Source organism: Brevundimonas sp. AVps31, from assembly GCF_058681355.1.
This window is the reverse complement of sequence record NZ_CM178736.1, coordinates 1,137,157-1,152,665: the sequence shown is the minus strand read 5'-3', so window position 1 is coordinate 1,152,665 and position 15,509 is coordinate 1,137,157. Positions and strand designations below refer to the sequence as shown.

The window sequence follows — 15,509 nt, the reverse complement described above, 5'->3', positions numbered from 1 at the left end:
GAACCGTGTTCGCGCCGTCCTCCCGCCCGTATTGGAAGCTGACTCTGGCTGCTCTTGAAGTGACCCATTGGCCACTATGCTGTGGCAGGCCAGACACGCAAATGTTGTTCAAGGGCGTCGACGATCTGCTCAACGGCCTTTCCGCTGCGCCGCCAGTGCCGCTAAAGGACAAGGGGCATGAGTGACGACACGGTTCCCCCCGCCCCCGGCTCTCCCCGCCCGGAACCCCGTCCGGGGTCCCGCCGCGCCGGACGCCTGACCCGCCGACTGCTCACGGGCGTCGGCGCCGTCCTGTGCGTTATCCTGGTTCTGGCGGCCCTGACCTGGCTCAACCGTCGCGCCGTCACCCGCCAGGTGCTGGTCGGCTGGCTCGAGCGCGAGGGCGTGCCCGCCGATGTGGACATCGAACGGGTCGAGCTGGACGGCGTCGTCGCCAGCATCCGCATCGGCGACCCTCGCAATCCCGATGTCACGATTGAACGGGTCGAGGTCGACTACGCCCTGGGCGCGCCCTGGTCGAAACAGGGACTGGGCGTCACCCCGCGCCGCATTCGCCTGCTGCGCCCCGTCGCCCGCGTCAGCCTGCGCGGCGGCAAGCTGTCCTTCGGCTCGCTGGACCCCCTGGTGCAGAAATTCACCGGCCGCCCGCCGGGTCCCGACAGCCAGGCGCCGCTGGTGCTGGTCGAGGACGCCCGCGTCCGCGTCGAGACCGACTATGGCTTCGCCAATATTCTGGGCCAGGCCCGGGTCGAGGACGGCAAGCTGATGCGGCTGGTCGCCCATATGCCCTCTACCGCCCTGCGCAGCGGCGACCGGATCGATGCAAGGGGCCTGACCGCCGCCGTGGACCTGACCACGACCGGTGACCGGGTCGCCTTGCGGGTGGTGGCCGCCGCCGACTCCGCCGTCCTGCCGGGCGCCCGGGGCCAGGCCGTGCGCCTGAACCTGACCGGCGACCTGCCCTATCCGGACCTGAAGACCCATCGCAACGACGGCCGCGCCCGGCTCGGCCTGACGCTTCTCGCGGACCGGCTCGCGGCGGGCGACAGCGCCGCGCGGGGCGTCAACGCCGCCTTCAACTTCGCCGGGACCACCGCCGGCTGGATCGAGGCGTTCCGCATCGACGGCCGCACCACCGCCGACATTCGCGCCGACCGGCTGGAGGGCGCCGTGGCCGGGCAGGGGGCGCGTCTTCACCTGACCGACGCCGCCACTGTTGTCGATCGCAACGGCGACGGACCGGGCTGGCGCATCGAAGGCCCCGCCCGGGCCTCCGCCGCTCGCCTTTCGGCCGCCGGGCTGGACGGTGCGGGCGTCAACCTGACCGCCGGTCGTTTGATCGCGGGCGGTCGCGGCTCCGCCTTCGAGGCGCAGGGCCCGCTCAGCCTGACCGCCGACCGTCTGGCCATGGGGGAGCTGTCCCTGTCCGGCGCCCGCGGCCAGGCCCGGCTGGATCTCGTGGCCGACGGCGCCCTTCGCCTCGACGTCCGCGGCGGAGTGCAGGCCGCGCGCGGCGCCTGGCCCCTGTTCGGGCCCCCGGCCCGCGACGACATTCCCGAACTGGCCGAGATGAAGCGCGCCCTGTCCGCCTTCGCCGTCAGCATTCCCGCCTTCAGCGTCACCACCGGCGACGGGGGGACGCGCGTGACCCTGGATCGCCCGGCCACCCTCAGCCCCGCCAACGGCGGCGTCCTGACCCTGCGGCCCGCCGCCACGCCCATCTTCAGCATGGGCCGGGGCGGGCAGGGCGGCGGCGCCCTGTCCCTGACCGCCACCCGGGGCCAGGGCCTGCCCGAGGCGGCCTTCGCCATCCCGCGCTGGTCCCTGACCGAAACCGGCTTCCACGCCACGCTGGACGGCCGCGCCGCGCTCGACTTCGGCCTTGCCCGGGGCATCGCGCTGCAGACGAAGGGCCAACTGGTCTCCTCCAATGGCCGCCTGACCTATGCGGCGACCGACTGCGTCCCCCTGACCGTCGAGCGGCTGGAGCTGGACGAGAACGACATCACCGACATCTCGGGTCGCTTCTGCCCCGCGGGCCGACCCCTGGTCACGGTCGAGAACGGCGGCTGGCGCGCCGACGGGCGGCTGAACGGCGTCAACGCCTCCGCCCCCTTCCTGGCCCTGCACTTCAGGGATGCGGAAGGCACGCTGGCCGCGACAGGCGGACCGCGCGGCGTCGGGCTGCTGGCGCAGGTGTCGCGCGCCACCGTGGTCGACGCCACCGCCCCGGCCCGGTTCAACCCGCTGACCGCCGCAGGCTCGGCCCGTTTGTCCGGTGACGACTGGACGGGCGCCTTCGATCTCTCTCACGGCGACACCGCGCTGGGTCGTCTGACCCTCGCCCACGACGGCAAGGCGGGCGTCGGCGGCATCACCATCGACGCTCCGTCCATCACCTTCGCCGAGGGCGGCCTGCAGCCCGTCGACCTCAGCCCCATGGCCGGCGACATCGTCGGCTCGCCCGCCGTCGGCTCCGTCGGCTTCACCGGCCGCGTTGACTGGCGCGCGGATACCGAAGGAACCAGCTCCGGCCGCCTGACGATTCCCGGCCTCGATTTCGTCAGCCCCGCCGGCCCGGTGAAGGGCCTGCGCGGCACGGTCGCGCTGACCAGCCTGACGCCGCTGGTCGCCGCCCCCGGCCAGACCCTGCACGCCGACCTGCTGGAATCCGTCGCCCCCCTCACCGACATCGATCTGGTCTTCGGCCTCGACAAGGCGGCCCTCACCGTCGAGGGCGCCGACCTCAGCGTCGCGGGCGGCGTGGTGCGGGTCGAGCCCCTGTCCATCCCGCTGGACATCAGTCAGGGCTTCACCGGCGTGATCGTGGTCGAGTCCGTCCAGCTCGGTCAGGTCATCACCGACGCCGGTTTCGGCGACAAGGTCAGCCTTGACGCCGTGGTCTCGGGCCGTCTGCCGTTCAGCTGGAACCCGAAGGACGGCGTCCGCATCGTCGGCGGCGACCTTCAGGCCGTCCAGCCCGGCCGTCTGTCCATCCCCCGCACGTCGCTGACGGGTCTGGAGGCCGAAGGCGGCGGCGAGGCCCTGCCCCCCAACACCGTCCAGGACCTGGCCTATCAGGCCATGGAGAACCTCGCCTTCGACATCCTGTCCGCCCAGGTGAACAGCCTGGACGAGGGCCGTCTGGGCGTGCTGTTCCGCATCCGGGGCCGTCACGACCCGCCCCAGCGTCAGGAACTGCGCATCCCGCTGGCCGAGTTCATCAGCCGTCAGTTCCTGAACCGCGAACTGCCCCTGCCGTCCAACACCGGCATCGACCTGACGCTCGACACCTCGGTCAACCTCAACGAACTGGTCAGCGACCTGATGAAGCTGGACCGCGCCCGCAACGGCGAGGCCGCGGAGGACCCGCCCGGGGACCCAGCGTCGCCGGACGTTTCGCCGACGTCTTGATCGAGCCGCCTTCGCCGTTCAGAACCCGTTCACCCTCATTCGCGTTTAGTCACTGCGGATCAATCGGAGAGTCGTCATGACCCGGACGAAGTCACGCAGAACCGTCGCCCTCCTCGGCCTTGCCGCCGTGGCCCTGGGTACGGCCGCCTGCACCCCCACCGTCCGGCTGCAGGTCGATCCGATCACGATCAACGCCAAGCTGGACGCGGACATCCGCGTCCGTCTCGACCGGGAGCTTCAGGATCTCCTGGCCGAAAACCCGAACCTGTTCTGATGCGAAAGATCAAACCGATGTCATTCCGCAAAGTCTTCGTCATGGTCGCCGCCGTCGCGGCCCTGGGCGTCGCCGCGGGCGCGGCCTTCGCCCAGACCTCCCAGCAAAAATCCATGATCGACGCCGCCAAGGCCGCCGGCACGGTGGGCGAGCAGGCTGACGGCTACGTCGGCTTCCGCGTCCCCTCGTCGGACTCGGCCCTGACCGCCGCCGTCCAGGCCACAAACGCGGGCCGCCGCAGCGCCTACGCCAGCTCGGCCCAGCAGGCCGGGGGCGGCGCCACCGCCGCCGACGCCGGGGTCCGCATGTTCGAGACCCAACTGCTGCCGCGCATCAGCTCGGGCCAGTGGTACCGCAACGCCCAGGGCCAATGGGTCCAGCGCTAGGCTGGACGCAGTCGTCACCCTCCCCCGGACCGGCGAGGGGGTTCGACAACCCTTGAGCCGGGACCCGGCGCGGGCGATACGGTCGCCATGACCGAAACCGCACCTCCGTCGTCGATCACCTATTCCGGCTATCTGTCGCTGGACGATCTGCTGGCCGCCCAGCATCCGCTGTCCGACCAGCATGACGAGATGCTGTTCGTCATCATCCACCAGACCAAGGAGCTGTGGCTCAAGCAGATCCTGCACGAGGTCGCCCTGGCCCAGTCCCTGGTCCGCGTCGGCGATCTGGTCCCCGCCTACAAGAGCCTCGCCCGCGTCAGCCGCATCCAGTCGGTCATGACCATGAGCTGGGACATCCTGGCCACCATGACCCCGGCGGATTACCTCAATTTCCGCGGCGTCCTCGGGTCCTCGTCCGGCTTCCAGAGCGACCAGTTCCGCCGCTTCGAGGCCGCCCTGGGTCTCAAGGACGCGCGCTTCCTGCGCTTCCACGAGGACCGGCCCGAGGCCCACGCCGCGCTGAAGGCCGCCCTTGACGCCCCCAGCCTGTATGACGACGCTCTCGCCCAGCTGGCGCTGGCCGGCCTGCCGGTCCCGGCCGAGGTGCTGAACCGCGACGTGTCGCAGCCCTATGAACCGTCCGAGGCGGTCGAGGCCGCCTGGCTGGAGGTCTATCGCGACACCGAGCGCTGGTGGACCTTCTACCAGCTGGCCGAAAAGCTGGTCGATCTCGACGACGCCCTGCTGACCTGGCGGCACAAACATGTGGTCACGGTCGAGCGGATCATCGGCCGCCGGCGCGGCACCGGCGGCACCGACGGCGTCGGCTACCTGACCGAGACGCTCCAGCGCCGCTGCTTCCCCGAGCTCTGGTCCCTGCGCACAAAGCTTTGATCCGACTCTGACATTCCGGTGAGGCGGCTCGCAACGGGGCAACCTTCGCCGCTGGCGCACGCTTTACAGGTCTCTCCCCGGAGCACTGACATGAGCAACGCCAACCGCCACGATATCCAGGTTCTGAACGGCCTGATCCGCACCGTCATCGACAGCGCGGAGGGCTATCAGGCCGCCCTCGCCGCCAGCGACGACCCCGGTCACCGCGACCTGTTCGCCCGCCGCGAGGCCGAGCGCCGCGCCTTGGCCGAGGACCTGTCTTCGGACGTGCGCGGTCTGGGCGGAGAGCCCGACACCGAGGGCTCCATCCTCGCCAAGGCCCAGCGCGCCTTCACCGACGTCAAACACGCCCTGCTGCGCGATGAACTGACGAGGGTCGGCGCCGCCGAAAGCGCCGAGGATCATGTGAAGACGCAGTTCGAAAAGGCCCTGGACGATACCGGCATCTCGGCCACCACCCGCGAAACCATCCGCCGCGCCTTCGCCCGCCTCCGCGCCGACCACGACGACCTCAGCGGCCTCAAGCACAGCCTGGAGGGCCAGAGGGACGCGAACAGCCCCCTGTTTCCGCAGTAACAAACCTGCGGGTACAAGGACTGACGCTTCCGCGAGGCCGTCGGCGCGCTCATCGGCGCGGGGCTCGACGACAACCGGCGTGACGGCGTCAACGGGCCACAGGCAGGCGTCTTCGGGCAGGCCTTGGGGATCGCCCGCCCAAGCGCCGGGGCCTCGAACGGGCCGCTGACCCGGATCGACGACGTGATCGGGTCGCCGTTCAGGCCACCTTCGGGGTGACGGCCCCGTCGAGGCGTGGAAGGCCGCAAGCGCCGCCCCGGCGCGCATGCGCTGATCCCACGCCGGTCAAACTCCCCGAGTTCGGGTGGCAGGAGGGTCTCCCGTGACCGCTTTGCTTGCCGCGCCGCGGTCGGCGTTCTGTCGCAAAGCGTTATCAAAACAGGCGCTTGCCTGAACCCTCAACGGCTGATTAACCTCCACGGTTATTGGGGTGACAGTTCGCGTGCGCGTGGAGTCCCCGCTTGCGATTCGGGCCTTGAAGGCCTTGTGGGGGAAAGACACATGCCGATCGTCACGACCGGGCGCCTGCTCGACATGAACGCCTTCGGGCGCGAGGAACTCGCCGCCCTGGCCCAGAGCGGTCAGCTGATCTCGGCCACGGCGACCCGGGTCGAGATGCGCGGATATGACCAGGACGGCTATGAGTTCCGGGTCATCTTCACCGGCACGGGCTTGGGCGGACTGACCTCCGCCGGCTTCCCGACCACTGGGCTGATCACCGGCTTCCGGCTGGAACAGGGCGGCGACCTGGTCCTCGGCATCGACGGCCTGTCGGTTCAGGCCTCGGCCCTGAACGCCACCTTGACCACGAACGACTCCACCGCCCTGTGGAACCTGCTGTACGGCGGCGCTGACACCATCACCGGCGGCGACGCCTGGGGCCGCGGCAACACCCTGTTCGGGCACGGCGCCAACGACACGCTCAACGGCGGGACCGGCGGGGACTGGCTGAACGGCGGGACCGGCGACGACATCGTCTACGGCGGCGATGAAACGGACCCGACCAGCACCACCTACGGTGACGGCATCGACGGCGCCGAGGGCAATGACACGCTTTACGGCGGCGCGGGTCGCGATGTGATCGTCGGCGGCGATGGCGGCGACCTGATCGAGGGCGGCGACGGCAACGACATCCTGTACCACGACGGCGACGGCCTGACGGGGACCGACGGCGTCATGACGCTGCAGGACGGTTTCGGCAACAGCTACACCGTACCCGTCAGGGGCTTCCTGGCCGGTGATCGTCGGGCCGAGGACGGCGCAGCGGACACCGTGAACGGCGGCGAAGGCAACGACTTCATCTATCTGGGCGTCGGGGATTCCGCCGACGGCGGGGCCGGCGGCGACACGGTCGAGGTCAATTTCCGGGGCCGCAGCAGCGCGCTGACGCTGGATATGACCACGGGCCCGGCGGCCGCGATCACCGCCGCCTCGGGCGGGACCTTCCTCAACGTCGAACGCTTCGACGTGGTCGGCACCGTGTTCAATGACGTCATCACCGGCGGGGCGGACGGCTCCATCCTGTACGGCGAGGCGGGTGAGGACCGCGTCGACGGCGGCGCCGGCAACGACAGCGTGGCCGGCGGGGCCTTCACCAATTCCAGCCGCATCAACGACGTCTGGGGCTCGCGCTTCGACGACGGCCAGCGCGACACCCTGTTCGGCGGCGAGGGCAATGACGGCGTCAGCGTCGGCCTGCTCGACACCGCCGACGGCGGCGCGGGGACGGACTCCCTGCTGGTCACCCTGGACGGCCTGGCGCAGGGCGTCACCCTGGACCTGACGACCGGCGACCGGTTCGCGACCATCGCCGCCGTCACCGGCGGGACCTACGTCAATTTCGAGACCATCAGCGCCCTGCACACGACCGAACAGGACGACGTCATCCGCAGCCTGGGCGTGGCGTCGATCTATACCTTCGGCGGCAATGACACCGTCTATGCCGACGACGTGACGAACACCCTCGGCCTGGGCGACGGGGACGACCTGGCCTACGGCATGGGCGGCAACGACCTGATCCTGGGCGGTTTCGGCGACGACCGGATGTACGGCGGCGCGGGTTCGGACACGATCTACGCCGACGTCGATTACGACCCGACCCAGGCGGTTGGATCGGGCGCGGACTTCCTCGACGGCGGGGAGGGCGTCGACAGCCTTTACGGCGGCGCGGGCGATGACGTGATCGTCGGCGGCGCCGGCGGAGACCGTATCCTGGGCGAGGCCGGGACCGACACCGTGTCTTACCAGGGCTCGGTCGCCGGAATCTCGATCCAGGCCAGCCTCACCGGCTACGAACAGAACAACGATCCGATCTACACCTACTTCGTCTCCGGCGGCGACGCCCAGGGCGACATCCTGACCAGCATCGAACGGGTGCTCGGCTCGGAGGCGAACGACGCCATCACCAACTTCCAGTACGCCGACGGCGCCGGCGGCGCGGACTCGATCGAAGGCAGCGGCGGCGCCGACATGCTGCTGGGCGGCGCGGGCGACGACACCCTGCGCGGGCTGGAAGGCGCCGATACGCTGAACGGCGGCGCGGGCATGGATATCGCCAGCTACAGCCGCCTCTTCTCCGGCGGCGCGGGCGCGCCGGGCGTGACCGTGGATCTGCGCCTCCAGGGCGTGGCGCAGAACACCGGCGAAGGCTCCGACACCCTGATCAGCATCGAGGGCGTAATCGGCAGCATCAACGCGGATGTCCTGCACGGCGACGACCAGGCCAACTACATCCAGGGCGCCGGCGACGGCGGCCAGCCGGGGTCAGGCCCCTTCCAGGGCGACCAGCTGTTCGGCCACGGCGGCAATGACGTGATCATCGGCGACGGCGATGCGACCGGCCTGGGCTACACCCCCGGCGATGGCGTGTCGCGCGGCTATGACCTGATCTCGGGCGGTGACGGCGACGACACCATCACCGCGGGGAATGGCGCGGACGTCGCCAATGGCGACGCGGGCGACGACGTCATCTACGGCGAATGGGATAACGACACCCTCGACGGCGGCGACGGCAATGACACCCTCGACGGCGGCTCGCTGGACGACACTCTCCGGGGCGGCGACGGGAACGACCGGCTGATCGGCGGCGCGGGCGCCGACGCACTGGACGGCGGCGCGGGCGCCGACACCGCCGTCTTCTCCGGCAACCGCTCGGCCTATACCTTCACCACCCTGCCCAGCGGCGCGTTGCAGATCTCCGGCCCCGACGGCACGGATGTGCTGACCGGCGTCGAGCGTCTGCAGTTCGCCGACGGTCTCTTCGCACCCTCCGGCGAACCCCTCCCCAACGAGGTCACCGGAACCCCCAACGCCGACACCCTGAACGGCACGGCGGGCGCGGACCTCATCGCGGCGGGCGACGGCGACGACCTGATCACCGGCGGGGCCGGCAATGACGTCGTCGATGGCGGGGCGGGCACGGACACGGCGGTCTTCTCGGCCGGGGCCACGACCGTGACCGTGACCAACGGGGCGGTGACGGTGACCGGCCCCGATGGGACCGACACCCTGACCAATGTCGAGCGCCTGCGCATCGGCGCGCTGGATCTGGCTGTCAGCGGCCTGACCGGCGCGACCCTGATCGGGTCGGCGGCGGGCGAGAGCCTGACGGGCGGCGTCGGCGATGACCGGTTCTTCGGCCTGGCCGGCAATGACGTCTTCACCGGCGGCGCCGGCTCGGACACCGCCGACTATTCCGGCGCGGCCGGCGCGGTCACCGCCCGGATCGACACCCAGTCGGCGTCCAACGACGGCGACGGCGGCAGCGACACCTTCACCGCGATCGAGAACCTGACGGGCTCGGCCTTCAACGACCTGCTGGTCGGGGATGCGACCGCCAACATCCTGTCGGGCGGCCTGGGTCGTGACGTGATCATCGCGGGCGGCGGCAATGACACCCTCCGGGGCGGCGCGGGCGCGGCCAACGAGCTGTACGGCGGGGCGGGCGACGACACCTATATCGTCGAGGAGCGGACCGACTCCATCGTCGAGACCGCGAACGAGGGCGTCGACACCGTCCTGTCGGCCCTTTTCCAGATCAACCTGTCGGCTAATGTCGAGAACCTGACCTATACCGGGACCGGGACCTTCACCGGGGTCGGCAACGCCGTCGGCAATGTCATCACCGGCGGGCTGCAGCGCGACGTGCTGCTGGGTCAGGGCGGCGACGACATCCTGATCGGCGGGGCGGGCGCGGCCAATGAGCTGTACGGCGGCGTGGGTGACGACACCTATGTGCTGGACGTGGGCGACTCGATCATCGAGGGCGCCGGCGCCGGGATCGATCTGGTCCAGCTGCGCGGCCTGCACGCCTACAACCTGGGCGCCAATGTCGAGAACGGCATGGTCGTCGGGACCGGCGACTTCGCGATGAACGGCAATGCCCTGGACAACGTCCTGACCGGCGGCGCGGGCCGTGACACCCTGCAGGGCGGGGCCGGCAATGACGCGATGCACGGCGGGGCCGGGATCGACACCGTCACCTACATCCTGGCGACGGCGGGCGTGACGGCGCGGCTGGACGTCAACCGGGCGACGAACGACGGCTTCGGCGGGCAGGACACCTTCTCGGGCGTCGAGAACCTGACCGGATCCAACCTGCGCGACACCCTGATGGGCAATGCCGGCGACAACGTCATCGACGGGGCCATCGGCAATGACGTCCTGCTGGGCTTTGACGGCAACGACACCCTGATCGGCGGCTCGGGCGGCGGCTTCAACGAGATGTACGGCGGGCGCGGCGACGACCTCTACATCGTTGACGCCGGGGACACCCTGATCGAGCTGGCGGGCGAAGGGACCGACACGGTCCAGACCACCAACGGCGGCTTCATCCTGGCCGCCAATCTCGAGAACCTGGTCTACAAGGGGCCCGGAAACTTCGCCGGCGTCGGCAATGCCGGGGCCAATGTCATCACCGGCGGGGCGGGCAATGACACCCTGGCCGGGCGCGGCGGCGACGACACCCTGATCGGCGGGGCGGGCGCCGACCTGGCCCTGCTGCAGGGCGTGCGCGCCGACTACACGATCACCGCCGTCGCGGGCGGCTGGCGGGTGACCGACGCCGTGGCCGGGCGCGACGGGATCGACACCCTGTCGGGCATCGAGAGCCTGCGCTTCTCGGACGGGACCGTGCTGGTCCTGGGCCAGCAACCCGCCGCCGCCGGGCCGGAGGTCCTGCCCCTGCCCGCCGCCGGCAAGGCCGGGCTGGACGACGCCTTCGTCCTGCCCGCCTGGACGGGCGACGACGCCCTGACCCTGCCGGCCCTGCTCGCGGACAAGGGCGGGTTCGAGCCCCTGGTCCTGCCGGGGCTGGAGACGCCGAACGGCCTGTTCGATGACAGCGCCGTGGTCGCCCGGGGCGGCCCCGGCCTGATCCTGCACGACACCGCCACCCTGTCCGTCTTCGACCACTCCGATCCCTGGGGGTGAGGGCGGAGATCGTCCGGACATGAAAAAGGCCCCGGTGTTTCCACCGGGGCCTTCGTCATTTCAGCGATCTGGATCCGGGACGTTCAAGCCGCGCGCGACCGCGTCGCGCGCGTTCGCGCATCCCGAAGCGGATCAGGACTCTTCGGTCGCGGCGTCGGCCTTGCCGGTTTCCGGAACGACGGCGCCCTTGGGCGCGCGGACGGTTTGCTTCTCGGCGATCCGGGCCGACTTACCGCGACGGTCGCGCAGGTAGTACAGCTTGGCGCGCCGAACGACGCCACGGCGCTTCACTTCGATCGACTCGATGTTCGGCGACAGGATCGGGAAGACGCGCTCGACGCCCTCGCCGAAGGAAATCTTGCGGACGGTGAAGCTCTCGTTCACGCCGCCGCCGGCGCGGGCGATGCAGACGCCTTCGAAGGCCTGGATGCGCTCGCGCTCACCTTCCTTGATCTTCACGTTGACGCGCAGCGTATCGCCGGGCTGGAAGGCCGGGATCGCGCGGGTTTCGATCAGGCGGGCCTTCTCTTCGGCCGCCAGGGTCTGAAGAATGTTCATTCTGTTCTCCTCGAGCTTTTGCGCTCTTTAGCTGTGAATTGGCGGGGCGAGCCCCGCGGGTAACCTCAGTCTTTCACGGTCCGGGCGGCCCAAAGGTCGGGTCGCCGTTCCCGCGTCGTGATCTCCCGTTGCTCCTGACGCCATCGGGCGACCTTTTTATGGTCGCCGGACACCAGAACCTCCGGGATCTCCAGCCCCTCGAACGTCCGCGGTCGCGTGTACTGCGGGTGTTCCAGAAGTCCGTCCTCGAAACTCTCGGACGACAGGCTGTCCGCCGCGCCGAGGACGCCGGGGATCAGTCTGACGCACGCCTCGATCGCGACCATCGCCGCCGCCTCGCCACCGGCGAGAACCGCGTCTCCGACCGAGACCTCCTCGAACCCGCGCGCGTCCAGCACGCGCTGATCCACCCCCTCGAAACGACCGCAAAGCACGACGATGCCGTCCGCCCTGGCCCATTCCTTGACGCGCGCCTGGGTCAGGGGCCGACCCCGGGCGCTCATGTACAAAAGCGGCCGCTTCGGTCCCGACAGGCTATCCACCGCCCGGGCCACCACGTCCGCCTTAAGCACAGCTCCCGGGCCGCCACCCGCGGGGGTGTCGTCCAGGAAGCCGCGCCTATCGTCGGAGAACGCCCGGATGTCAAGCGTTTCAAGGCTCCACAGCCCGCGCTCGCGCCACGCGGTGCCGATCAGCGACACGCCGAGCGGCCCGGGAAAGGCTTCCGGGAACATGGTCAGGACGGTGGCGGTGAAGGGCATGGGGAGGGCTAGGGATTAGGGATTAGGGATTAGGGATTAGGGATTAGGGGAGAGAAGAGCCGGGGCGGTGCAGGGCAGAAGGTTGGCGGGGACACCCCATACCCTAATCCCTACTCCCTAGTCCCTAACAGGCCTGCCCCGCCGCCCAGCCCGACGACCAGGCCCATTGGAAATTATAGCCGCCCAGCCAACCGGTGACGTCCGCCGCCTCGCCGATGACGAACAGGCCGGGCACGGCCCTGGCCTCCATGGTCTGCTGGTCCAGCTCGTCGGTGGCGATGCCGCCCAGGGTAACCTCGGCGGTGCGATAGCCCTCTGATCCCACCGGCTTCACGGTCCAGCCGTTCACCGCCGCGTCCAGCCGGCGCAGGACCTTGTCGCCGACCTCGGCCAGCTTGCCCTTCACGCCCTCCCGCTCGCAGACGCTTTCGGCCAGACGGCGCGGCACGATGTGCCCCAGCGCCGTGTGCACCATCTGCTTGCCGTTCTCTTCCTTGGCGGCCTTCAGCAGGGCGTAAACGTCCGTGTCCGGCGCCAGCCGCGCCGTGATCGCCTCGCCCTCGCGCCAGTAGCTGCTGATCTGCAGGATCGACGGCCCGGACAGGCCGCGGTGGGTGAACAGCAGGCCCTCGGCGAACCGCGTCTCGCCCGTCGGTCGTCCCGGCGCTCCGCCCTCCGCCGGCACGCTGTGCGACACCACCGCCTCGACCGACAGCCCCGACAGCGGCGCCAGCTTTTCCAGCAGGCCCGGCTCGAAGGTCAGGGGGACCAGGGCCGGGCGGATGTCGGTGACGCGCAGGCCGAACTGGCGCGCCGTCTCATAGGCCCAGCCCGTGGCGCCCATCTTGGGGATCGACTTGCCGCCCGTGGCCAGCACCACGGACGCGGCCCGCACCACGGACCCGTCCGACAGCGCCGCCTCGAAGCCGCCGTCCACGCGGCTGATCCGGTCCACCGCCGTGCCCATCGACAGCACCGCGCCGGCCTCGCGCATGTCATCCGTCAGCATGCGGACGATCTGTTTGGCGCTGTCGTCGCAGAACAGCTGGCCCAGGGTCTTTTCGTGCCAGGCGATGCCCGCCCGATCCACCCGCTTGATGAAGTCGTGCTGGGTGTAGCGTTTCAGCGCTGACGTCGCGAAGCGCGGGTTCTCGCCCAGGAAGTTGTTGGGCCCGGTCCCGGTATTGGTGAAGTTGCAGCGGCCGCCGCCTGAGATGCGGATCTTCTCGCCGGGGTTCCGGGCGTGATCGACCACGCGCACCGACCGCCCCCGCCGCCCGGCCTCGATGGCGCACATCATTCCGGCCGCGCCCGCGCCGACGATCAGGACGTCTATAGTCTTCATCCGCCCGCTTTAGCAGCGCGGGTCAGGCCGCGTCTCGCTCCGTCTCCGGCGGTCGCATGGCCCGTTCCAGCGCGGCGTACAGCTTCGCCGGCTCCAGCGGCTTGGCCAGCCAGTCGGTCATGCCCGCCGCCCGGCAGGCCTCGATCTGGGCGGTCTCGGTCCCGGCGCTGAAGCCGATCACCGGCGCGTCGGCGTTGGCCCCGCCCGAGGCGCGCAGCCGGCGGGTCGTCTCATTGCCGTCGATGCCGGGCATGTTCACATCCATCAGCACCACGTCGAACGTCCGGCTCGCCAGCATCTCCAGCGCGGCGTGGCCGTCGCTGGCGGTGGCCAGCTCCACGTCCAGCGGCTGCAGCACCAGGGCCAAGGTCCGGCGGTTGATCTCATGGTCGTCGACCGCCAGCACCCGCAGCCGGCGCGTCAGGGTCGGCGGCGCGGCGTCGAAGGTGTCCTCTGCCGCCACCGGCGCGCCCTCCGGCAGGGTCAGCGACAGGGTGAAGGCCGCGCCCTGGCGCGAGACGCTCGCCGCCGTCAGCTCGCCCCCCATCAGCCGGGCCAGATCGCGGCTGACCGCCAGCCCCAGCCCGGTCCCGCCATAGGTCCGCGCCACCTCGGCCGAGCCTTGGGCGAAGGGGGTGAACAGCCGGCTCATGGCCTCCGGCGCGATGCCCGCCCCCTGGTCGCGCACCGTCAGGGTCACGGCGTCGCCGTCGATCCGCGCCTCCAGCGCCACCTCGCCCGCGTCGGTGAATTTGATCGCATTGGAGATCAGGTTGTTGAGGATCTGCCGCAGCCGGTAGGGATCGCCGCGGCGCCACACCGGGGCGCCGTCGGCCGGGGCGTTCAGCGTCAGCCCCTTCTCCTTCGCCGGCGCCGCCCAGAACCGCGCCGTATCGGCCAGCAGGGCGGTCAGGTCGAAGTCCCGCACCTCCAGCGTCATCGCCCGCGCCTCGATCTTGGAGTGATCCAGCAGGTCGTTCAGCATCCCGGTCATCAGCCGCCCGGCGTCGATGATCAGGTCCGCTGTCGCCGGCGTGGCCTCGGGCCGGTCGCCGTGGCGGATCACATGGGCCCCCGCCAGGATGGCGCTGACCGGCGTGCGCAGTTCGTGGCTGACGATGGCCGCCATGGCCGCGCGGTCGGCCATCGCCGCCTCCGCCTGGTCCAGCCGCACGCTGGCCTCCGCGATCGCCGCGATCTCCGCCATCCGCGCCGCGTGCACCCGGGTCCAGACGCTCAGCACCGCCCCGAAGAACAGCGCCAGCGACACCAGCAGCACCGGCAGGTTGTGCAACTCCCCGTCCAGCCAGCGCGCCACCGGCATCGCCGCCAGCGCCGTCAGATAGGGCCCGGTTCCGATCAGGAACAGCAGCCGGCTCTCGATGCCCGAAGCCAGGTTGTTGATGATCCCGCCCACCAGGATCAGCACCGCCACCGTCGCCACCGTCTGGCCCGCCCCGACCCACAGGAAGGTCGCCGCGCCCGCGTGGATCACCGCCATCAGCACCGTCGAGGCCAGCGCCGGTCCCAGCACCCCGGCCCGCTCCAGCCCCGGCTCGCCGCGCCGGAACGGCCGCAGCGCCCGCCATTCAAACAGCTGGGTCGCCGCGCTCAGCGCCACCCACGGCAGGATCAGCCCGTCGCGCCCGGCGTCATGCAGCAGCCAGACGATCAGCAGCCCCAGCAGGATCCGCACCGGAATCTGCCCCCGCCGCTCCCGCGCGCTGGTCATCAGATGGGGCGCGATGGCGGCGGACAGACCCATGGGCGAAACTCCTTCGAGCGTCACCCTACCTCGCGGCGCCCAAACGATTGGTAACCGTGGTCGCTGGAATTCAGCCGGACCCCGCCCCCGCCCTCACCTCTCCGCT

The 15,509-nt window shown here is 70.6% G+C and carries 10 protein-coding genes; 6 read left to right on the top strand and 4 right to left on the bottom strand.

Annotated elements, in window-relative coordinates:
• Positions 1-177 precede the first annotated feature (177 nt).
• From ACW174_RS05495 to ACW174_RS05470, 6 genes are all read left to right on the top strand, one after another.
• Positions 178-3,414 carry an intermembrane phospholipid transport protein YdbH family protein gene (locus ACW174_RS05495; RefSeq protein WP_492016700.1) on the top strand — a complete coding sequence of 1,079 codons (3,237 nt, stop codon included), beginning with the start codon at positions 178-180 and terminating at the stop codon, positions 3,412-3,414.
• 76 nt (positions 3,415-3,490) lie between these two features.
• Positions 3,491-3,688 (top strand): YnbE family lipoprotein, encoded by a 198-nt coding sequence (locus ACW174_RS05490; RefSeq protein ID WP_492016699.1) that lies wholly within the window; start codon positions 3,491-3,493, stop codon positions 3,686-3,688.
• 17 nt (positions 3,689-3,705) lie between these two features.
• Positions 3,706-4,074: a DUF1318 domain-containing protein gene (locus ACW174_RS05485; RefSeq protein ID WP_492016698.1), complete on the top strand. Its 369-nt coding sequence runs from the start codon at positions 3,706-3,708 to the stop codon at positions 4,072-4,074.
• Positions 4,075-4,161: 87 nt separating this feature from the next.
• On the top strand, positions 4,162-4,968 hold the full coding sequence (locus ACW174_RS05480) for a tryptophan 2,3-dioxygenase (protein WP_492016697.1): 807 nt from the start codon (positions 4,162-4,164) through the stop codon (positions 4,966-4,968).
• A gap of 90 nt (positions 4,969-5,058) precedes the next feature.
• Complete coding sequence (locus ACW174_RS05475) at positions 5,059-5,544, top strand: PA2169 family four-helix-bundle protein (RefSeq protein ID WP_492016696.1); 486 nt, start codon at positions 5,059-5,061, stop codon at positions 5,542-5,544.
• Positions 5,545-6,045: 501 nt separating this feature from the next.
• Positions 6,046-10,974 (top strand): beta strand repeat-containing protein, encoded by a 4,929-nt coding sequence (locus tag ACW174_RS05470; RefSeq protein WP_492016695.1) that lies wholly within the window; start codon positions 6,046-6,048, stop codon positions 10,972-10,974.
• A gap of 132 nt (positions 10,975-11,106) precedes the next feature.
• On the opposite strand, the gene rplS is transcribed toward ACW174_RS05470, so the two are convergent.
• The 4 genes from rplS to ACW174_RS05450 all read right to left on the bottom strand — a co-directional run bounded on the left by rplS (position 11,107) and on the right by ACW174_RS05450 (position 15,403).
• Positions 11,107-11,532, bottom strand: a complete 426-nt coding sequence (rplS, locus tag ACW174_RS05465) for a 50S ribosomal protein L19 (protein ID WP_492016694.1) — start codon at positions 11,530-11,532, stop codon at positions 11,107-11,109.
• Positions 11,533-11,597: 65 nt separating this feature from the next.
• Entirely contained in the window at positions 11,598-12,293 is a 696-nt protein-coding gene (trmD, locus tag ACW174_RS05460) for a tRNA (guanosine(37)-N1)-methyltransferase TrmD (RefSeq protein WP_492016693.1), read from the bottom strand.
• Positions 12,294-12,417: 124 nt separating this feature from the next.
• The gene (locus ACW174_RS05455) at positions 12,418-13,638 is read right to left on the bottom strand and encodes a BaiN/RdsA family NAD(P)/FAD-dependent oxidoreductase (RefSeq protein WP_492016692.1); all 1,221 of its coding nucleotides are present in this window, start codon (positions 13,636-13,638) and stop codon (positions 12,418-12,420) included.
• Positions 13,639-13,660: 22 nt separating this feature from the next.
• Positions 13,661-15,403 carry an ATP-binding protein gene (locus ACW174_RS05450; protein WP_492016691.1) on the bottom strand — a complete coding sequence of 581 codons (1,743 nt, stop codon included), beginning with the start codon at positions 15,401-15,403 and terminating at the stop codon, positions 13,661-13,663.
• Positions 15,404-15,509: the final 106 nt, after the last annotated feature.